Annotated in this window: 20 protein-coding genes; 14 read left to right on the forward strand and 6 right to left on the reverse strand. The window is 60.2% G+C overall.

The annotated features are described in order from the left end of the window. Nucleotides 1–100: 100 nt before the first annotated feature. The 7 genes from cpaB (at nt 101) to WH87_RS11475 (ending at nt 7,565) form a co-directional block, all read left to right on the forward strand. A complete protein-coding gene (gene cpaB, locus WH87_RS11445; RefSeq protein WP_052726407.1) occupies nt 101–982 on the forward strand; it encodes a Flp pilus assembly protein CpaB in 882 nt (293 codons plus the stop codon). Nucleotides 983–995: 13 nt separating this feature from the next. After that, complete coding sequence (locus WH87_RS11450) at nt 996–2,435, forward strand: type II and III secretion system protein family protein (protein ID WP_046139047.1); 1,440 nt, start codon at nt 996–998, stop codon at nt 2,433–2,435. A 27-nt stretch (nt 2,436–2,462) separates the two neighbouring features. Then, nucleotides 2,463–3,734, forward strand: a complete 1,272-nt coding sequence (locus WH87_RS11455; RefSeq protein WP_046139046.1) for an AAA family ATPase — start codon at nt 2,463–2,465, stop codon at nt 3,732–3,734. A gap of 78 nt (nt 3,735–3,812) precedes the next feature. Continuing rightward, a complete protein-coding gene (locus tag WH87_RS11460; RefSeq protein WP_046139045.1) occupies nt 3,813–5,306 on the forward strand; it encodes a CpaF family protein in 1,494 nt (497 codons plus the stop codon). Between the two features lie 2 nt (nt 5,307–5,308). Further along, on the forward strand, nt 5,309–6,283 hold the full coding sequence (locus tag WH87_RS11465) for a type II secretion system F family protein (protein WP_046139044.1): 975 nt from the start codon (nt 5,309–5,311) through the stop codon (nt 6,281–6,283). Nucleotides 6,284–6,311: 28 nt separating this feature from the next. After that, nucleotides 6,312–7,313 carry a type II secretion system F family protein gene (locus WH87_RS11470; protein ID WP_046139043.1) on the forward strand — a complete coding sequence of 334 codons (1,002 nt, stop codon included), beginning with the start codon at nt 6,312–6,314 and terminating at the stop codon, nt 7,311–7,313. Continuing rightward, entirely contained in the window at nt 7,314–7,565 is a 252-nt protein-coding gene (locus WH87_RS11475; protein ID WP_046139042.1) for a hypothetical protein, read from the forward strand. A gap of 3 nt (nt 7,566–7,568) precedes the next feature. On the opposite strand, the gene WH87_RS11480 is transcribed toward WH87_RS11475, so the two are convergent. Beyond that, nucleotides 7,569–8,339, reverse strand: a complete 771-nt coding sequence (locus WH87_RS11480; RefSeq protein ID WP_197410787.1) for a tetratricopeptide repeat protein — start codon at nt 8,337–8,339, stop codon at nt 7,569–7,571. A gap of 141 nt (nt 8,340–8,480) precedes the next feature. Here WH87_RS11480 and WH87_RS11485 point away from each other — a divergent pair, with 141 nt between their 5' ends. Beyond that, a complete protein-coding gene (locus tag WH87_RS11485; protein WP_046139041.1) occupies nt 8,481–9,830 on the forward strand; it encodes a leucyl aminopeptidase family protein in 1,350 nt (449 codons plus the stop codon). A 24-nt stretch (nt 9,831–9,854) separates the two neighbouring features. On the opposite strand, the gene WH87_RS11490 is transcribed toward WH87_RS11485, so the two are convergent. The 3 genes from WH87_RS11490 to WH87_RS11500 all read right to left on the reverse strand — a co-directional run bounded on the left by WH87_RS11490 (nt 9,855) and on the right by WH87_RS11500 (nt 12,442). Beyond that, a complete protein-coding gene (locus WH87_RS11490) occupies nt 9,855–10,487 on the reverse strand; it encodes a YqaA family protein (protein WP_245622382.1) in 633 nt (210 codons plus the stop codon). Between the two features lie 151 nt (nt 10,488–10,638). After that, on the reverse strand, nt 10,639–11,577 hold the full coding sequence (locus tag WH87_RS11495; protein ID WP_046139040.1) for a 2-hydroxyacid dehydrogenase: 939 nt from the start codon (nt 11,575–11,577) through the stop codon (nt 10,639–10,641). Nucleotides 11,578–11,647: 70 nt separating this feature from the next. Then, on the reverse strand, nt 11,648–12,442 hold the full coding sequence (locus WH87_RS11500) for a c-type cytochrome (RefSeq protein ID WP_046139039.1): 795 nt from the start codon (nt 12,440–12,442) through the stop codon (nt 11,648–11,650). Between the two features lie 271 nt (nt 12,443–12,713). On the opposite strand from WH87_RS11500, the gene WH87_RS11505 reads away from it, so the two are divergent. The 6 genes from WH87_RS11505 to WH87_RS11530 all read left to right on the forward strand — a co-directional run bounded on the left by WH87_RS11505 (nt 12,714) and on the right by WH87_RS11530 (nt 17,376). Then, nucleotides 12,714–13,541 carry a prephenate dehydratase gene (locus WH87_RS11505; RefSeq protein WP_046139038.1) on the forward strand — a complete coding sequence of 276 codons (828 nt, stop codon included), beginning with the start codon at nt 12,714–12,716 and terminating at the stop codon, nt 13,539–13,541. 88 nt (nt 13,542–13,629) lie between these two features. After that, nucleotides 13,630–14,472 (forward strand): 2,3,4,5-tetrahydropyridine-2,6-dicarboxylate N-succinyltransferase, encoded by an 843-nt coding sequence (dapD, locus tag WH87_RS11510; protein ID WP_046139037.1) that lies wholly within the window; start codon nt 13,630–13,632, stop codon nt 14,470–14,472. 94 nt (nt 14,473–14,566) lie between these two features. After that, nucleotides 14,567–15,043: a DUF805 domain-containing protein gene (locus WH87_RS11515; protein WP_197410788.1), complete on the forward strand. Its 477-nt coding sequence runs from the start codon at nt 14,567–14,569 to the stop codon at nt 15,041–15,043. 23 nt (nt 15,044–15,066) lie between these two features. After that, nucleotides 15,067–16,230, forward strand: a complete 1,164-nt coding sequence (dapE, locus tag WH87_RS11520) for a succinyl-diaminopimelate desuccinylase (RefSeq protein WP_046139035.1) — start codon at nt 15,067–15,069, stop codon at nt 16,228–16,230. Continuing rightward, complete coding sequence (locus tag WH87_RS11525) at nt 16,227–16,769, forward strand: hypothetical protein (RefSeq protein WP_046139034.1); 543 nt, start codon at nt 16,227–16,229, stop codon at nt 16,767–16,769. Before dapE ends, WH87_RS11525 begins: the two co-directional genes overlap by 4 nt. Before the next feature lie 16 nt (nt 16,770–16,785). Next, nucleotides 16,786–17,376, forward strand: a complete 591-nt coding sequence (locus WH87_RS11530) for a hypothetical protein (RefSeq protein WP_046139033.1) — start codon at nt 16,786–16,788, stop codon at nt 17,374–17,376. Here WH87_RS11530 and truA read toward each other — a convergent pair. Together truA and fmt are read right to left on the reverse strand one after the other, a co-directional pair. Then, complete coding sequence (gene truA, locus WH87_RS11535; RefSeq protein WP_046139032.1) at nt 17,373–18,110, reverse strand: tRNA pseudouridine(38-40) synthase TruA; 738 nt, start codon at nt 18,108–18,110, stop codon at nt 17,373–17,375. The genes WH87_RS11530 and truA overlap by 4 nt on opposite strands. Next, a complete protein-coding gene (fmt, locus tag WH87_RS11540) occupies nt 18,110–19,030 on the reverse strand; it encodes a methionyl-tRNA formyltransferase (protein WP_046139031.1) in 921 nt (306 codons plus the stop codon). The genes truA and fmt overlap by 1 nt, the downstream gene beginning before the upstream one ends. Between the last annotated feature and the right edge of the window lie 65 nt (nt 19,031–19,095).

The following is a 19,095-nucleotide window of genomic DNA, read 5'->3' on the forward strand; positions in this document are numbered from 1 at the left end:
TGCTTGAAAAGCTCCAGTTAACCAAACTTTGACCCTTTGGGCGCAGTATTCACCTAACGAAGCTGGGCCTATACGCCCGGACTGTAACCGGAGTTAGGTCATGAAGCCGGCGCGTATCATCTTGTTGGTTGTGGCGCTTGTCGCTGGCGGGCTTGCTGCATTTCTCGTGACGCGCGGTGGGCAACCGAAAACAACCCAGGTAACGAACACCGAGGTTGTGCAGGAAGCCAAGACCAAAATTCTGGTCGCCAAGGCCCCTATTGGCATGGGCGAGCGTCTTTCACCGGCAACGGTGGAATGGCAGGACTGGCCGGAAGGGGCGGTCCGGTCCGAATACGTAACGATCTCGGCTACACCAGAAGCACCCGAGGAGCTTAAGGGTGCTGTTGCGCGCTTCGAGTTTTTCCCGGGTGAACCGATCCGTGAAGCCAAGCTGGTCCGCACGGAACAAGGTTACCTGTCTGCGGTGCTGGGCGAAGGCATGCGCGGCGTCTCCGTGCTGGTCAGCGCTGAGTCCAGCGCTGGCGGTTTTGTGGTGCCAAACGATCGGGTGGACGTCCTACTGACCTCCCAGACAAGCGCGGGTGAGCGTTCAGAGGTTATCCTGTCCAATGTTCGCGTCCTCGCTATCGGAAAGCGTCTCGGTGAAATGGGCGCGAGCGGCGGTGGCGAAGATCCGAACGCGGCATCGCCTACACCACAGGTTTTCGACAACACCACCATTGCCACCTTGGAGCTTAATCCGGGCCAGGCTGAGACTTTGGTCAATGCATCGACACGTGGCCAGCTGGCTTTGACTTTGCGCTCGGTGATCGACTTCAAGAGTTCCGGCGGCGTTGCGCAGAATGGCAATAATCAGGCCGTTCGACTGATCCGCTTTGGCAAAGAGCAAAGCGTCCTGACTGGTGCTGCCGATGCTTCCCAATACTCCAATTCAAACGAGCCCACGGCGGTCATAGACCCCCAGTCGGTGCCACGATAGGCCGGAGAGAACCATGACCAAGTTGTTCACATTCCTTCCGCACAAGCTCAATCGTGTCATAGTTGTACCGGCTCTGACCGCGATGCTGATCAGCCCCATGCTCGCTCAGCAGGCCTTCAGTCAGGAGACCCATGTCACTATTTCTTCGGCCGCCTACGGCGCTACGCGCAAGGTGCAGGTCGAACTGAATAAGACCGTTCTGGTTGATCTGCCAGCCGGCGCGGCCGAAGTGATTGTTTCTCAGCCAAGGGTCGCTGCGGCGATCATGCGAACTAGGACCCGGGCCATCGTCCAGGGAATGACCGGCGGCGATACGAATATCTTCTTCCTCGACGACCAGGGCCGCACGATTTCGGTCCTCGACGTCAAGGTGATGGAAGAGCCGTCGCAAGTTGGCAACGCTCTGGAGATTGCCTTGGCGCGCTCCATTCCAGGTTCCCGCATCAAAGTAGAATCTGTGACGCTGGATAGTGGGGGGTCGGCTACCAATCGTGTCGTGCTGACCGGTACAGTTCTGTCTGGCGAAGATAGAGACCGTGCAACCGAGGTGGCGGTGCAGTTTGCAGGTGATCCGAGAAACGTCGCCAATATCGTGGATGTCGCCGGCGCCCAGCAGGTTATGCTGCAGGTTACAGTCGCCGAAGTTTCGCGTGAGACGGTCAAGCAGCTCGGCATCAACCTTTCGGGCAGCGTCTCTGTCGGCACCTTCGGTGCGAGTATTGGCAGCAAGCAAATCTCGCCTGCGGCAGGATCCGGCATTTCGGCCGGTTTCTCGGCGGGCAACGTCCAGCTGTCTGCCGAATTGCGGGCGCTTGAACAACGCGGCTCACTACGCACTTTGGCAGAACCCGTGCTCACCGCAATGTCAGGCCAAACCGCAGACTTCCTCGTTGGCGGTGAAGTTCCCGTGCTGTCTGAAGTCCAGGAAAGCGGCAAGCGGGTCTACGTGATGAAGGATTTTGGCGTGAAGCTGAAGTTCACACCGACCGTCAAATCGAGCGGCCTCATCGCCATGCAGGTGGAAACCGAGGTTTCAGAGATTTCGGAAGGTGGATTCACGGTCGGCACCGAAACCGTTCCGGGCTTCAACAATCGCCGGGCGTCCACTTCGGTTGAACTACGCCCAGGTGAGACCATGGCCATCGCGGGCATGATCCAGGAAAAACTCCGTCAGCGTATCTCTGGCATGCCTGGCCTGAGCAATATTCCGATCCTGGGGGCGATGTTCCGCAGCCGTGAATATCAACGCAACCAGACTGAACTGGTGATCATCGTGACGCCCTATCTGGCGCAGCCTTCGGTGGCTCGCCCAGTATTGCCAACGGACCAGATGGTTCCAGCCAGCGACGCTGAAGCCATCTTCCTGGGTCGTATGGAGACGATTTATGGCGTCAGCCGGACGGGCGAAATGCGCGGCGGGTTCAGCGGCTCGGTCGGCTTCGTGCTGGACTAAGAGCGGACGGCAAGGAGCAATACGAGCATGAGTTTTCTGACCCCCGACGTCGTCAAGGCCGATGAAGCGAGCACCGAAATTGCAGGCGGCGCTCGCCTGATCCCGCGCATCACCATTCAGGCCTTTTGCGAGAATTCGCAGACTGCACAACTGGTTGAAAGCGCGATCCATGATCGGCGCATGTCCAAAGTCGCTCTGACCACGCATAACGGCGGCATTGATGGTGCTGTTGAAACCTACAAATCCAACCCGACGCCGAATCTCATCATCGTTGAGACGACGCTGCCGCCAGACGAGATGTCCGGCGCGCTGGAGCGCCTGGCTGAAGTGTGTGACGCCACCACGCGTGTTGTCGTGCTTGGCCACGTCAATGACGTGCAGCTTTATCGCGAGCTGATTCGTTCAGGAATTTCCGAATATATCGTGCTGCCGGCAACGTCCTCGCAGATCGTAACAGCGATCACCGAGTTGTTTGCTGCAGACGGTGCGGCCCCTATCGGGCGGACGGTTGGCTTCGTGTCGGCCAAGGGGGGCGCTGGCGGCTCGACGGTCGCACACAACGTCTCTTGGGCGGTGGCTACGGCGCTTCGCCAGGATAGCTTGATCCTCGATATGGATCTGGCCTTCGGCACGGCTGGTCTCAATTTCAATCAGGACCCACCCAACGGGATCGCTGATGCGCTACTTGCGAACCAGAAGGTCGATCAGACCATGCTGGATCGTCTGATGAGCAAGGCTGCCAATCATATCAACCTGCTGACAGCGCCGGTCACGCTTGACCGCACCTATGACTTCGAAGAGCGCGAGTTCGAGCAGATCATCGAAATGTGCCAGGGCTCGATGCCTGTCGTAGTGCTCGACATTCCCCATGCCTGGAATGCCTGGATACGCCACACTCTAGCGACAGTGGACGAGGTCGTGATCGTGGCTGAGCCAGATCTGGCCAGCCTGCGCAATGCCAAGAACCTTGCAGATACCATCAAGGCGCTGCGTCCAACCGAGCGTCCGCCGTCATTGGTGCTGAACAAGGTCGGCATGCCACGCCGTCCAGAAATCAACCCGGCGGAGTTTGCGACTTCGGTTGAGTGCCCGCTGTTGGGACAAATTCCATTTGATGCAGCGCTGTTTGGTACCGCTGCCAACAATGGCCAGATGATTGCCGAGGTCGCCGCCAACAACAAGATCAACGACGTGTACCGCGCGATTGGTCTGCATGTGACGGGTCGGCAGACCGCAAACGTCGCAGGCAAATCATCAAGCCTGATGAAACTGCCTTCATTCCTCAAGAAGCGCGCCTGACCGGCAACGGGACGGCAAAACTGGGGGCTGGGTTCGAACGGTCGTACCCGCCGGGCCCCCTAGAACGGTAGGACGACTATGTTTGGCAAGCGCACAACTTTCGGTGGCAACACTCCAGGCGTCAGCGAAGCTCCGCGTCCCGTACCGAGCGCCCCACCCCGACCTGAGGCGGCTCCCGTATCGCGCCGCGCGTCCGATGGCGATGCCATGGCTGCGCGCATGCGTAGCAATGAGGATGTGGTCGACGTTCGCGCGCCCGCCGATGCGCAGCGCGACAAGGAATACTTCCACACCAAGTCTGCCATTTTCAGTGCGTTGATCGACTCTATCGATCTCAGCCAGCTCGCGACTATGGAGCAGCAGGCCGCACGCGAAGAAATCCGCGATATCGTCGCCGAAATCATCGCGCTCAAATCCATCATCATGTCGATCTCCGAGCAGGAAGACCTGCTTGAGGATATCTGCAATGACGTGCTGGGTTACGGTCCGCTTGAACCGCTGCTGGCGCGCGACGATATCGCCGATATCATGGTGAATGGCTCCCAGCGCTGCTACATCGAAGTCGGTGGCAAGGTGAAGCTCACTAATGTGCGCTTCCGTGACGATGCCCACCTGATGAACGTCTGCCAGCGCATCGTGAGCCAGGTTGGCCGTCGCGTCGACGAAAGCTCGCCGATTTGCGACGCACGCCTGCCAGATGGTTCGCGCGTGAACGTTATCGCGCCACCGCTGTCGATCGATGGCGCAGCACTCACCATTCGTAAGTTCAAGAAGGACAAGCTGACCCTGCAGCAGCTGGTCAAGTACGGCTCGATCTCGCCCGAAGGCGCAGAGGTTTTACGCATCCTCGGCCGTGTTCGCGCCAACGTTTTGATCTCAGGCGGTACTGGTTCGGGCAAGACGACGCTGCTCAACTGCCTGACCGCCTTCATCGAGAAAGACGAACGCGTCATCACCTGCGAAGACTCGGCCGAATTGCAGCTGCAGCAGCCGCATGTGGTGCGTCTTGAAACGCGCCCGCCAAACCTTGAGGGCGAAGGCGAGATCACCATGCGTGATCTTATCAAAAACTGCCTGCGTATGCGCCCAGAACGCATCATCGTCGGCGAAGTCCGTGGCCCTGAGAGCTTCGATTTGCTCCAGGCCATGAACACCGGTCACGATGGCTCGATGGGCACGCTCCACGCCAACAGCCCGCGCGAGGCCCTGTCCCGCCTTGAGTCCATGATCACCATGGGCGGCTATAGCCTGCCCAGCCGCACCATTCGCGAAATGATCACCTCGTCAATTGACGTGGTAGTGCAGGCCGCTCGTCTGCGCGACGGATCGCGCCGCATCACCCACATCACCGAAATCCTCGGGATGGAAGGCGATGTGATCGTGACGCAGGACGTGTTCCTCTATGACATCATGGGCGAAGACGGCAACGGCATGCTGCTGGGGCGTCACCGCTCAACCGGTATCACCAAGCCGCAGTTCGCCGAGCGGGCCCGCTACTTCAATGAGGAAGCGAACCTCGTCGAAGCGCTCGAAAAATCCAACACTGAACATCGCCAGATGGTGGATTCCTGACCATGTCCGTCATCCTGATCTTCTTCCTCGCTATCGTGACGGTCGGCGCGGCCGGCTTTGCCCTTGTGCCCTCGCTGATGGGTGGCGGCCGGGCAGAACAACGCCGAAAGGCCTTCCAGGGCGACATCCGCGCCAATCGGCGCGAGAACGATTCGATCAAGCGCGGGGATGAGCGTCGCAAGAGCGTTCAGATGGCGCTCAAGAGCCAGACGGATTCGCTGAACGCCAAGAAGCGGGTGACGCTGCCCCAAATGCTGTTTCAAGCGGGGATGACAACCAAGCCTGCGACCTTCATCCGCAACAGCATCATTGTCGGTGCCGTGCTGTTCCTTGTGCTGGTCGTCGTGCAGGTGCCGTTCTACTTTGCGGCGATTTTTGCCGTCGCTGCCGCGTATTTGCTGCCGCGCATGTATGTCGGTCGCAAGCGCAAGAAGTATCAGTCCCAGTTCCTGGACGAGCTGCCCAACGCCGTCGAAGCCATCGTGCGTGGCGTCAAGACGGGTTTGCCGCTCAACGACTCCATCCGCGTTGTGGCCAAGGACGCCAAGGAACCGGTGAAGTCGGAGTTCCAGCGCGTGCTGGACCAGCAGTCCTTCGGCATGTCGATGACCGAAGCCGTGACCGTGTTGCTTGATCGTGTGCCGCTGGCGGAGGTGAACTTCTTCGTCGTGGTGATCACTGTGCAGCAACAGGCGGGCGGTAACCTCAGCGAAGCATTGGGCAACCTGGCCAAGGTGCTGCGCAACCGCAAGAAGATGAAAATGAAGATCCAGGCCATGTCGTCGGAGGCCAAGGCTTCAGCGGGCATCATTGGCTCGCTGCCTTTCGTCGTCGCGACCCTGGTGAGCCTTGTGTCGCCGGCCTATCTGTCGCCGCTCTTCACCACTCCTATGGGCAATATCTGGCTGGGCGTTGCGGCCCTGATGCTATCCTTCGGCGTCTTTGTGATGAACCGAATGGTTCAGTTCGACTACTAGCGCGCGTGATTCAATCAGGGAGCCTGACGTGAACTTCATCGACCTCTTGACCCAGCGGGACTTCCTGATTGCTGCCTTGGCTGCCATCTCCGCGGCAGCGGTGGTGTTTACCTTCGGAACCGGCTTCATCGTCAAAACCGAGATGAAGCAGCGCATTCGGCGCGTGGCTCTCGAGCGCGAAAAGATGCGCGCCGAGGAAATGTCGCGTCTGCGTGGCGGCAACGTGCAGCTTGAGGGCCGTAGCATCCGGCGCAATACCGAAACCAAGAGCTACATGACAAATGTCGTCAATCGTCTCGATCTGAGAAAAGCTTTTCAGGACGACGCGACCGTCGACAAGTTGGCCATGGCTGGTTTTCGCGGGCAGGGACACCTAACCACGTTTCTGTTCATGCGGTTTGTAACGCCGATAGTGGTCTTGGCTTTGGCTATCACTTATCTGGTGTTCATCGCGCCGGGCGGACGGCCGCTGTACATCAGCTTGGCCTACGCCGTAGGTGCGGCGATTGTGGGCGCGTACCTGCCCAATCTGATGCTCAAGAATACCACGACAAAGCGTCAGGCCTCGATCCGCAAGGCCTGGCCAGACTGCCTTGATCTGTTGCTGCTTTGCGTTGAAGCCGGCATGTCGATGGAACACGCCTTCAAACGTGTGACGAAAGAAATCGGCCAACAGAGCGCCGAACTGGCGGAGGAACTCGCGCTGACGTCTGCTGAACTGTCATTTCTTGAAGATCGTGGCCGCGCCTATGACAATCTCGGCCGTCGTACCGGTCTCGACAACGTGCGCGCGACCATGACGGCGCTTATTCAGTCGGACAAATACGGTACTTCCGTGGGCCAGGCGCTGCGCGTCATGGCCGAAGAAGGCCGCGAAGCCCGCATGATGGAGGCCGAAAAGAAGGCCGCATCGCTGCCGCCCAAGATGACGGTACCGCTGATCCTGTTCTTCCTGCCGGTGCTGTTTATCGTGATTATGGCGCCGGCCATGCTGAAGGTCTTCGGGCCGGGTGGCCCTGCGGGCGGCTAAATGTACAAGCCGCTCACCTATCCCGAGCGAAAGCCAGTCATGGCGTTCCTAGCCACGTGGCTGGGACTGTCAGCGCCGCTGTTGTTGGTAAACTACTCGATCAAGCAACAATGGGACATCGAGCTCGGCTATTACGCCGTCGAAGCCATGATTGTGATCCCGGCTATTATTGCGGTCGGCGTGGCGTTTTTTGTGTTCCTGCATCAGGAGCCGCCAGAGCCTGGTAGCATGGATGATCCCGAAGGCTGGTAGATCTTAGCCCTTGTCAATCAGATCCCAGCGGTTCTGCTGGGTGAGCAGGGCGCGGACATAAGTCATGTTGCTGGCGACCTGTTCGGGTGGCAGCTCAGCGGCATAAAGTGCCCGGGCCTCCTCAAACCTGCCCTGCAGACCCACGACGAGCGCAAGGTTCTGGCGAATGCGGCTGGTGGCGCCCTTCATCTGGACGGCTCGGCGCAGATGCTGCTCGGCGGCAGGCAGTTCATTGGTCATGGCATAGGAGAGGCCGATATTCGCCTCGATCGAAGCTTCACCCGGTGCAAAGACGAGAGCCTGTCCATAGAGCTGACGAGCCTCGGCATTGCGTCCAAGCTGATCCAGCGTGGCGCCCTTGACCATCAGCGCATTCCAATCCGGTGTTTCAGGACGAATGGTATTGTCCAGCACCTGCAAGGATTGCTCGAACCGACCGTCAGCCGTCAGCGCCTTGGCATAGGCGATCGCGATGTCCGGGTCCTTGGGGAATGTGGTCATACCTGTTTCGAGCACTGCCACGGCCTGGCCGCTTTGTCCGACGGCGCGCAAGGCCGCCGCGAAATGGATGACGATGTTTTTGTCACGCGGGTTGGACTTATAGCGCGCTGTGAGATCCGCCAGCGTCTGCTGGGTCTGGCCAGCCGCCATGCCGGAATAGTCGGGGGAGGGCATGCTGGTGCGGTTCGTGGCACATCCGGCCAGAAGTGCGGCCGTGATGCCGACAAGCAGCAGATTGCGCAGGGGCTTGGAAAGACCAATAGCGGACGTCACAGGCAACTCCTCGGGCAGTCTGGCCCAGTTGCCAAAGCAATAGATCATTAACCCTAACACCCGGTTAAAGCCCGGTTTTCCGGCGTTGCGGGCTTGGTACGGCGTAGCTAAAACTGTGTGGTCAAGCAAAGAGGAGCGCTCATGTCCACGACCCAGGAACTGCCCATCATTTTCGTGGACGACAATGGCCTCGATGCCGCTCGGCTCACTGATACCCAGCGACGCTGGGCTGATGCGAACGGCTTTGCAGGACAGGCCGGGAAACTATTGGCGCTGCCGGGCGAAGAGGGCGCTCTTGGCGGTTATCTGTTTGGTACGGGCAAGTCCGCAGGGAGCTCACCTTTGATCGCTGGCCTTGCAGGGGCGGCGGTCGGGGCAGGCACCTATCGGCTGGAAGGCGCCTTTGGTGACCCGACGTTGGCTGCTATCGGCTTCCGACTTGGCGCCTATCGTTTTGATCGCTACCGCGCAGCCAAAGAGGTACCGGTGCTGACCCTCCCAGAGGGCGCTGATAGTGCGGAGGTGGAGCGTTTGGTGGCCGCCTCAACCATTGCGCGGGACCTGATCAACACCCCGCCCAATGATCTGGGCCCAGACGCGTTGACCGCATTCATCGAAACGTTCGCGGTCGAGCGGCAGATGACGATAAAGACCATCACCGGCGATGACCTACTTGAGGCTGGCTTTCCGATGGTCCACGCCGTCGGACGCGCCAGTGCTGAAGCGCCGCGCCTGCTCGATCTGGCTTGGGGCAACCCGCTCGATCCCAAGGTGACCCTGGTCGGCAAGGGCGTGACGTTCGACACCGGGGGGCTCGATATCAAACCGGCCTCCGGTATGTTGCTTATGAAAAAGGACATGGGTGGGGCGGCCAATGTGTTGGGCCTTGCCCACGCTATCGTGTCCGCAGGGCTTAAGGTGCGTCTGCGCGTGCTCATCCCGGTGGTCGAAAATGCCATTGCTGGCCCGGCTTTCCGGCCCGGCGATGTGCTCAAGTCGCGCAAGGGCCTGACGGTTGAGATTGGCAATACGGATGCGGAGGGGCGCTTGATCCTCGCCGATGCTCTTGCGCTGGCGGACGAGGAAAGCCCTGACTTGCTGCTGGACATGGCGACGCTGACTGGCGCGGCTCGGACCGCCTTGGGGCCCGACTTGCCGCCGCTCTATGCCACCGATGACGTCTTGGCGCGCGAGTTGATGGCGGCTGGCAGCCTTGCCGATGACCCGCTCTGGCAAATGCCGCTCTGGTCGCCCTACGACGCGATGATGAATTCCAAGATTGCCGATGTAAACAATGCGGGCAGCAGTGGTTTTGCCGGCTCGATCACTGCGGCTCTGTTCCTGCGCCGCTTTGTCGAGAACGCCACTGCCTGGGTACATCTGGACATTTATGGCTGGGCACCCGAGGCGCGAGCCAGTCGGCCCTATGGCGGTACCGACCAAGGCATCCGCGCCGTCTACGGAGTTCTCAAGCAGCGCTACCCGGCCTAGGCCGGATAGCGTCGTTGCGAAGAATTAGAGCTGCGGCAGCGCGAATTCGGCAGGGGTTGCTTCGTCAATCGCCTGCACTGTTTCCTGCACCTCGACGCCCGACTTGGGAAACAGCAGTGGGGCCATGGCAAAGCCGACGATGACGGCGATCAACATGCCCCAGCCCGCGAGCGCCTTGTGCTTCTCGATGAAGGCATTGGCGGCAGGGCCAAAGAAGTAGAACAGCCCGCAAGGGATGAAGTAGCGCGCGGCGCGCCCGATCAGACCGTAGAAAATGAAGGTCCAGATATCGAGGCCGGCCACACCGCTGGTGATGGTGATTACCTTGTAGGGGATCGGCGAGACAGCGCCGATCAGCACCATCAATGGGCCATTGTCGTTAAAGCTCTGCTGCAGTGAGTTGAAGCCGCCACCAGCGCCGTAGAAGTCAATGATCGGGCGACCGACTGCATCGAACAGGAAGTAGCCGATAGCGTATCCGGCAAGGCCGCCTGCGACCGAGGAAACGGTGCAGATGGCGGCAAGGCGCCAGGCGCGCAGTCGATTGGCCACGATCATCGGGGCCAACATGATTTCCGGGAAGATTGGCAGGATCATCGCTTCGAGGAAGCACAGCAAAGCCAGGATAGGCTCCGCAAGGCGATGCTGAGTCGCCAATTTTAGGCGGTCATAGAGCTTTAGCTTAGTGGGTTGGGTGGTGCTATCTGACATGCGGCCTTTGGGAGCTGATAAGCAGTTACTGCGCCAGAATATATTGATTGGCTAACGCAACGTATATGGTCACGACAGCGCAGCGATGACATTTGCGTCAATAACCCCGTGTCCGGTCCACAACATTGATCAAAGGCTTGCCTGCCTCGTGGTCTTTGAGGACCTTGGAGAAGTAGGTGACGCCCGTAGTTTCGTTGGAAATAGCGGCAATATGGGGCGTGATGTAGCAGTTCTCGATGTCCCACAGTGGGCTGTCGGCGGGCAGCGGCTCAACCTCGAAAACATCAAGGCTTGCAGCGCCCAATGTTCCATCGGCGAGCGCTTTGACGATATCGGCCTCGCGCTGGTGTCCACCGCGCGCCGCGTTGACGATGACAGGGCCGCCGTCGAGCTTGCCGCGCCGCAATTTGCGGAACGTCTCATAGTTGAGAATGCCGGTGGTTTCGGCGGTCAATGGCAACAGGTTCACCAGAATGTCGGTGCCAGAGAGAAATTCATCCAGCGTTGCATTGCCCGCGAAGCCCTCGACGCCCGCGATATCCTTGGGCGAACGGCTCCAACTACGCAGGGTAAAGCCCAGCGGCTTGAGCCGCGCCACTGCATCCTGCCCGAGCACGCCCATGCCCATGATCCCGACGGTCGTTTCCGAGGCCGCGGGCGGATAAAGTTGGCTCCAGCGATGTGCCTTCTGGTCAGCCCTGAAGCGGGTATAGAGGCGGTGGTGCATGGTGACATGGGCCACCACATAATCGCTCATGCGCTGGCTGAGATCGTCATCGACAAAGCGTGCGATCGGCACATTGGGTAGCTTGGGGTTTTTGAGCATGGCGTCGACACCGGCTCCCAGCGAGAAGATCGCCGTGAGATGGTTCAGCCCGTCAAAGGCGTCAGCTTTGGGTTTCCACACGAAGAGATAGCGCACGTCATCCGGGTTGAAGTCATCCCCGCGCTGAACCACGGGGTAGGACCCAAGAACCTCGCGGAACCGCCGGGCCCAGCTGGCTTCATCGACATCGGACAGGTGCAACAAAAGCATTGGAATTCCTCAACAAAAAAGCCGCGCCAAATGAGGGCGCGGCTTGTGATCTGTTCTGCGGTGCGTCGGCTTACTGTGCCGGAGTTGCGGGTGCTGCCTCGGTGCCGCTGGTGGTGGGCGTGCCCTCTACCTGCGTTTCATCCTGAGTGGTCGTCGGCGTCGCCGTTGGTGCAGCTGGCTCGGCAGCGGCCGGAGCCGCTTCAGTTGCCGCTGGAGCGGCAGCAGGTTCAGCCGCTGGCGCAGCTTCTGCCGGGGCAGCCGGTTCAGCAGCTGCTGGCTCAGCCGCGGCTGGCGCTTCTTCCGCAGCAGGGGCTTCTTCAGCGGCTGGGAACGGCACTGGGTTGGCAGACAGGGTCTGCAGGTATGCCAGGATGTCCGCGCGTTCTTCAGCGGTACGGATGCCGGCAAAGTTCATCTTGGTCTTTGGAACGTAATCGCTTGGCTTGGTCAGGAAGTGATTGAGGTTCTCATAGGTCCAGGTGTCGCCAGCAGCGTGGTGCGCCAGCATGCCATCGGAGTATGCGAAGTCAGGCAGCGAGCCTTCGGCGCGACCGACGATATCAAACAGGTGCGGGCCCTGCTTGTTGGGTTCACCTTCGCCGAAGTTGTGGCACGACTGGCACTTCTTGACGGCAGCAGCGCCCTTTTCGACGCTGGCCTTGGCCAGAAGGATGCCAAGTGGCACTTCGGGTGCGGCATCAACAGGCGCGCTGGCTTCAGCCACGACGGGCTCTGGCAGGGCATAGCCCGGGCCCCGATCCTCGATCGGATGATAAATAGCCTCGGCAACGAAGCCGACACCCATGACAAACAAAAGAGTGCCAAGGACGGCGCCCATGATCTTGTTAAGCTCGAACGAATCCATTTGGTCTCTCTGCCAGTCCATCCCCGTCGGACGATAATCGAACCCGCCCCAACTTTCGATATCCCAATGGAATAGCCAACGGAATATCGCCTCAACGGAGGGGCTCGACGCGCGCGGAAGATAGTCGCAACACCCAAATCGTGCAACCGTGCAAACCCGACCTGCGACAATTCCTCGCCCACGAGCCCTCGCGGGCGCGCCTCAGGTTCAATTGACTCCGCTCCCGCCGGGGTTCAAAAGCCTCATCGCCTATAGGATACGGACCTCCGTCATGACCAAAAAGATCGCTTTTCAGGGTGAGCCGGGCGCATTCAGCCATGCCGCCTCCAACAATCTGTTCCCCGGTGAAGAAGCTATCGGCTGCGTGACCTTTGAGGAAACCATCGCCGCCGTGCAGTCGGGCCGCGCCGACTATGCCGTCGTGCCGGTGGAAAACTCGCTCTATGGTCGCATTACCGACATCCACCACCTACTGCCGGCAAGTGGTCTCTTTATTATTGGCGAGACCTATCTGCGCGTCGAAATGAATCTGTTGGGCGTGCCCGGTGCTACGCTGGACGACGTGAAGTCTGTGCAGTCTCTTTCGGTGGCGCTCGGCCAGTGCCGCAAATTCATTTCGGACAATGGCTTCCACACCATTAATGCAGTGGATACCGCCGGATCGGCCCGCGAAGTCGCCGAAAAGGCCGACAAATCAGTCGCCGCCATCGCCTCGCGCTTTGCCGCCGAAATCTACGGTCTGACCGTTCTCGCCTCCAATATCGAGGACGCCGCACACAATACCACGCGTTTCCTTGTGCTTTCGCGCGACAAGGCTGAGGCGCCGCAGGGTGACAAGGTCAAGACGACCTTTGTATTCCGCGTGCGCAACGTGCCCGCAGCTCTCTATAAAGCCATGGGCGGTTTCGCCACCAATGGCGTCAACATGACCAAGCTCGAAAGCTATATGGTCGGCGGCGCGTTCACCGCGACTCAATTTTACGCCGATATCGAGGGCCACCCCTCCGATCCAGGCGTCGTGCACGCATTTGAGGAGCTTGGTTTTTTCACTGACCAGTTCCGCATCTTGGGCGTTTACCCGGCCGCAGCCGCCAAATAGGTGCACACACCTGCGCCCCATGCTCAATTGACACTGGGGCCTTGCCCGTTATGGTCCCGCTCGCATTCTATTTCTGAGGAATAACGCCATGTCGCATGTCGATCTTGCCAAGACCATTGATGCCGCCTTTGAGGCGCGTGCAGAGGTCAATTTCGGCACCAAAGGCGAGGTCCGGGATGCAGTGGAAACTGCGCTTTGGCTGCTCGATAGCGGCACTGCGCGCGTCGCTGAAAAGCGTGACGGCGAATGGCAGGTCAACCAGTGGCTCAAGAAGGCCGTGCTGCTGTCCTTCCGTCTCAATGACAATGAGATGATGGCTGGTGGCCCACAGGGCTCGGCTTGGTGGGACAAGGTGCCCTCCAAGTTCGAAGGCTGGGGCGAAAAGAACTTCCGCGATGGCGGCTTCCGTTCTGTCCCCGGCGCGATTGTTCGCCGCTCGGCCCATATCGGCAGGGGCGTCATTCTGATGCCCAGCTTCGTCAATCTCGGCGCTTACGTTGATGAAAACACTATGGTCGACACCTGGGTAACCGTCGGCTCCTGCGCACAGATCGGCAAGAACGTTCATATTTCGGGCGGCGTCGGCATTGGTGGCGTGCTTGAGCCGCTGCAGGCCGGTCCCGTCATCATCGAGGACAATTGCTTTATCGGCGCGCGCTCCGAGGTCGTCGAAGGCGTTGTTGTCGGCGAGGGCGCGGTGATCTCGATGGGCGTGTTCATCGGCGCATCCACCAAGATCGTTGATCGCGCGACCGGCGAAGTCCACATCGGCAAGGTGCCACCCTATTCGGTGGTTGTGTCGGGTTCGCTCCCCGGTAAGCCGCTGCCGAATGGCGAGCCCGGTCCAAACCTGTACTGCGCCGTCATCGTCAAGACGGTCGATGCTCAGACCCGCAGCAAGACCGGCATCAACGAATTGCTGCGCGACTGACCGTATCTGGCGGGAAAACATCGAGTCACCTAGACTAGTGCGTGCCGGAAGGGTCCCGGCATGCACTATTCGAGGGAAACTTATGGATAAAATAGTGTCGCTGCTGACCACCACTGATGGTCGCATAGGTCGGCAGCAATGGTGGCTTGGTGCTATCCTGATCGGAGTCATCAGCATCGCGCTGATGTTTATTGTGTCGGCCCTTGGTCTTGGTGCCAACGAATCCTCGCTTCGTTGGACCTCGTTCATTATCGGCTTGATCCTGATCTATCCCGCCTATTGCCTGGGCTTGAAGCGTCGCTGGGATCGGGACAATAACGGGCTCGATCTCAAAATCCTGCTGGGCCTGTCTGTGCTCAGCAGTCTTATCCAGACGCTCGGTATTGGCCTCACCCCAACGGACATCGGCAACGGAATTATCGTGCAACAACCCGCCATCTGGCTGAATGTTTTGCAGCTCCCAATCGCGGTGTTTGCTTTGTACGTTTTCGTGCAGCTTGGCTTCCTCAAAGGCACCTCCGGCTCCAATTCCTATGGCGCCGATCCGCTGCAATATCCTGAAACGGTCTGACACAAGAAGAACGGGATTGCCTCGTGACTGATACCTCTGCGGGCGATCCCGTCCGACTGCTCGAAAGCCTCATTGCCTGCCCTTCGGTGACACCGGAGGAAGCGGGAGCGCTGGACCTGCTCGAGCGTGAACTGACCGCTTCGGGTTTCGCGGTGACGCGGCTGCGCTTTGAGGGCGATGGCTCCTATCCCGTCGACAATCTTTTTGCCGTGCGTGGCAATTCCGGTCGCCGCCTGCTGTTTGCCGGGCACACCGATGTGGTGCCGCCCGGCGACCTCGCCAACTGGACCAGCGATCCCTTCGTGCCACGCCAGGCCGATGGCAAACTCTACGGTCGTGGCGCTGCGGATATGAAATCGGGCATCGCGGCCTTTGTCGCCGCCGCCGCTGCCATTCCCGCCGATGCCGGCACCATCATGCTCGCAATCACCAACGACGAGGAAGCCGACGCCATCAACGGCACCGCCAAGTTGATGGCTTGGGCAGAGCAACAGCAACACGGCTTTGATTTCGCCATCGTGGGCGAACCCAGCTCGTCTGCAACGCTGGGCGACAGCATCAAGATCGGCCGTCGCGGCTCGCTCTCTGGACTGGTCGTGGTCGAGGGCACGCAAGGCCACGTCGCCTATCCCGATCGCGCCAACAATCCACTGCCCACCCTCGCGCGGATTGTCACCGCGCTGAGCGACGTGACGATTGATGCGGGTACCAAGCACTTCCCGGCCAGCAATCTGGAAGTCACCACCATCGACGTGGGCAACCCTATCTCCAACGTCATCCCCGCCAAGGGCAGCCTGCGGTTCAACATCCGCTACAACGACCTTTGGACGCCGGAAACGCTGGCCGAATGGGTGCGTGAGCGCATCGCCAGCGTTGATCACAACGGCGCCAAGGTCAGCTTCAGCATTCCTGGTGCGCCGTCACGTTCCTTCCTGTCGCCACTCAGTGCCGATGTGGAAACCCTCGGCGATGCCATTGCGGCCGTCGCCGGTAAGCGCCCGGAACTGTCGACTGGCGGCGGCACCTCGGACGCGCGCTTCATCGCCCAATATGGGCCGGTGGTGGAATGTGGCCTTGTCGGCTCTTCTATGCATAAGGCGGACGAGCACATCCTGATCTCCGACCTGGTCGGGTTGACGGAAATCTATCGCGGCTTCATGGCCCGCTTCTTCGGGCTCGGCGCATGAAGATCTGGTCCGCCATCAGCCGCGCCTTTTTGGGCTGGCTCTTGATCATCAAGGGCGACACAGGTTGGCGTGAGCACTTCACCATCAGTGTGGCCGGGTTTGCTACTGCCCTGGTCGTCTTCCTGTTCTTCGGTTTTCTGGCGATCGCGGCAGCATCGACCTATCAAGGCATGCCCGGTGTGCTCGGTATTCTCGACGCGCTCTTGGCCCAGTGTCTGTGGATAGCCGCAATCCTGATTTCGATCCGGGTCACTGCCGCGATCCTGAAGTCAAAAACCAAGACCTTCGAGCTGCTCATCCCGGCGATCTATTTGATGGTCGCCTATCTGTTGGTTGGTTCGGTTCTTAATCTCGTGCTGCCACTGGCTGTACTTTTGGTCAGCGTGGCGCTGCTCTATCCGTTTTACAGATTGGGCCGTGTTGCGGGCGGTTGGCCTTGGGCCAATGCTGCGGCATTTGCGGTTCTGACGGTCGTACTTCTTGTCGGATTGCCCTGGGCGCTCTACATGCTGTCCAGCACTGCCGCTCCCTTAGCCTGATTATCGAGGTAAGCCCTTGGCCAACACGACCACGTCCTTCCTCGATGAGTTTGTTTCCGCGGCGCGCGGCTGTTTTGCGCTGTTGGTCGGCAATCGGCAGGCATCGTCATATTTTGACTTCCGTCAGACCGGTCTCGTCGGCTCCTTCATTGCCCTGATGATCGGCCTCGCCGTGCAGGCCTTCGGCCCGCAACTGCTGGGTCATCCTTCTCCCAAGGGTATTGCCAGCGGCCTGCTGATCCTGTCGGCCCTTGTGCTGGCGGTGCAATTTGGCGCCGCCTGGCTGGTGCTGCGCTGGATGGGCCGAAGTGACGGCTTTGTGCCCTTCATCGTGGCGCAAAACTGGGTCGCTCTGTTTCAGAGCATTCTGGCAGTTGCCATTATCGTCTTCATTGGCGAGCCCTTCGTCATCGCACCTGGCTCAGAAGTGGCGCAGCTGACCTCCGCCAGCATTCCCTATATTGTGCTGGGCATTGCCGCACTGGTCGTGTCGGTCAATATCGCACGCCTGATCTTGACGCTGCGTCCGCGCCATGTGGCGGCCTTCGTCATCGCGCAGTTGCTGACGGCTTTGTTCCTGCAGCCGATCCTGGCTGCACTTGTCTAATAGTCGACGTGGGTGAGAAACAAACCTGCTGACGGCGCCATGGCGCCGCAGCGACTGCGGTCGCGTGCGTCGAGCGCGGCGCGAACATCCTGCGGTTTCCACTTGCCCTCGCCCACCAGCTTGAGCGAGCCCACCATAGAGCGCACCTGATGGTGAAGGAAACTACGGGCGCTGGCGACGATGATGATGTGGTCGAGCTCGCGCCGCACCGATAGCACGTCGAGTGTACGCAGCGGCGACTTGGCCTGACAGTCTGACGAGCGGAAGGTCGTGAAGTCATGCAGGCCAGTGATCATGCCGGCGGCATAGTCCATCGCATCGGCATCAAGCGGCATCGGCAACTGCCAGACATGATTGCGCTCGATGACCGCCGGGGCCCGACGATTGAGGATACGATACTCATAGTGCCGTGCCAGCGCCGAAAACCGCGCCTCAAAATCATCGCCAACCGCTTCGACCTTGAGGATCGCTACCGGATGGGGGCGCAGGTGATGGTTCAGCGCCTCGCGAATGCGGAACGGGTCCCATTCCTTGCTGAGATCGAAATGCGCAACCTGGCCCAGCCCATGCACGCCCGTATCGGTGCGCCCGGCGGCTTGCGTATTCACCGTCTCGCCGGAAAACAGCATGATTGCCCGCTCCAGCACCTGCTGCACACTGATCTGCGACACCTGACGCTGCCACCCGAAAAAGGGCGTGCCGTCATATTCGATGGTGAGCTTGTAGCGCGGCATTAGAGAACGGTCGGCGGCAGCGTGCCCGCGCCGCGCAGGAAGGTGGCCGCATCCATAGCGCCCTTGCCCTCGCGCTGCACCTGGGTCAGACGCACGGCGCCGGTACCACAAGTAATCGTCAGATCACCAAGGATCGTCCCAGGCACGCCGTTGCCAGCGCCCAGCGTCGAACGCAGTGCCTTGACGCGCACGGGCTTGCCACCCAGCTCGATCTCAAACCATGCGCCGGGGAAGGGGGAGAGGCCGCGAATGTGGTTGTGGACCTCTTCGGCCGGGCGCGACCAGTCGATGCGCGCCTCTGCCTTTTCGATCTTCTTGGCGTAGTTGGCGCCGTCTTCGCTCTGCGGCGTGAAATCCATGCTGCCGCGGTCAATCGCAGCCAGTGCACGCCCCATCAGATCAGCGCCAACGCGCATCATGGTGTCGTGCAGCTCGCCCGCCGTCATGTCGGGGCCAATCGGGATCACCTCACCGAGGCCAACCGCGCCGGTATCGAGCCCTTCGTCCATCTGCATCACCATGACGCCGGTCTGGCTGTCACCAGCCATCACCGCGCGCTGAATAGGTGCAGCACCGCGCCAGCGCGGCAAGAGCGAACCATGCAGGTTGATGCAGCCAAGGCGCGGCGCATCGAGAATGGGCTTGGGCAGCAGCAGGCCATAGGCCACTACGACCGCCAGATCGGCATCATGCAGCGCAAACACGCCCTGCTCGTCCGCACCCTTGAGCGAGCGCGGCGTAAACACCGGAATACCAAAACCTTCCGCCGCCACATGCACCGGCGACTTGCGCTCTTCCTGCCCACGGCCAGCCGGTTTGGGAGCACGCGTATAGACCGCGACGACCTCATGACCCGACGAAACGATCTCGGTCAGCGTCGGCACGGAAAAGTCGGGCGTACCCATGAAGATGACGCGCATGGTGGTGGCTCCTCTGCCGTGGGCTCGCGCCCGAGATATCCAACCACCGTCATTGCCGGGCTTGT

The sequence above is a fragment of the Devosia epidermidihirudinis genome (assembly GCF_000971295.1).
Lineage (GTDB): Bacteria > Pseudomonadota > Alphaproteobacteria > Rhizobiales > Devosiaceae > Devosia > Devosia epidermidihirudinis.

Excerpts from the sequence above, each read along its gene's own strand:
- cpaB (WP_052726407.1), top strand. The coding sequence starts at position 101 with ATGAAGCCGGCGCGTATCATCTTGTTGGTTGTGGCGCTTGTCGCTGGC.
- WH87_RS11450 (WP_046139047.1), top strand. The coding sequence starts at position 996 with ATGACCAAGTTGTTCACATTCCTTCCGCACAAGCTCAATCGTGTCATA.
- WH87_RS11455 (WP_046139046.1), top strand. The coding sequence starts at position 2,463 with ATGAGTTTTCTGACCCCCGACGTCGTCAAGGCCGATGAAGCGAGCACC.
- WH87_RS11460 (WP_046139045.1), top strand. The coding sequence starts at position 3,813 with ATGTTTGGCAAGCGCACAACTTTCGGTGGCAACACTCCAGGCGTCAGC.
- WH87_RS11465 (WP_046139044.1), top strand. The coding sequence starts at position 5,309 with ATGTCCGTCATCCTGATCTTCTTCCTCGCTATCGTGACGGTCGGCGCG.
- WH87_RS11475 (WP_046139042.1), top strand. The coding sequence starts at position 7,314 with ATGTACAAGCCGCTCACCTATCCCGAGCGAAAGCCAGTCATGGCGTTC.
- WH87_RS11485 (WP_046139041.1), top strand. The coding sequence starts at position 8,481 with ATGTCCACGACCCAGGAACTGCCCATCATTTTCGTGGACGACAATGGC.
- WH87_RS11495 (WP_046139040.1), bottom strand. The coding sequence starts at position 11,577 with ATGCTTTTGTTGCACCTGTCCGATGTCGATGAAGCCAGCTGGGCCCGG.
- WH87_RS11500 (WP_046139039.1), bottom strand. The coding sequence starts at position 12,442 with ATGGATTCGTTCGAGCTTAACAAGATCATGGGCGCCGTCCTTGGCACT.
- WH87_RS11505 (WP_046139038.1), top strand. The coding sequence starts at position 12,714 with ATGACCAAAAAGATCGCTTTTCAGGGTGAGCCGGGCGCATTCAGCCAT.
- dapD (WP_046139037.1), top strand. The coding sequence starts at position 13,630 with ATGTCGCATGTCGATCTTGCCAAGACCATTGATGCCGCCTTTGAGGCG.
- WH87_RS11525 (WP_046139034.1), top strand. The coding sequence starts at position 16,227 with ATGAAGATCTGGTCCGCCATCAGCCGCGCCTTTTTGGGCTGGCTCTTG.
- truA (WP_046139032.1), bottom strand. The coding sequence starts at position 18,110 with ATGCCGCGCTACAAGCTCACCATCGAATATGACGGCACGCCCTTTTTC.
- fmt (WP_046139031.1), bottom strand. The coding sequence starts at position 19,030 with ATGCGCGTCATCTTCATGGGTACGCCCGACTTTTCCGTGCCGACGCTG.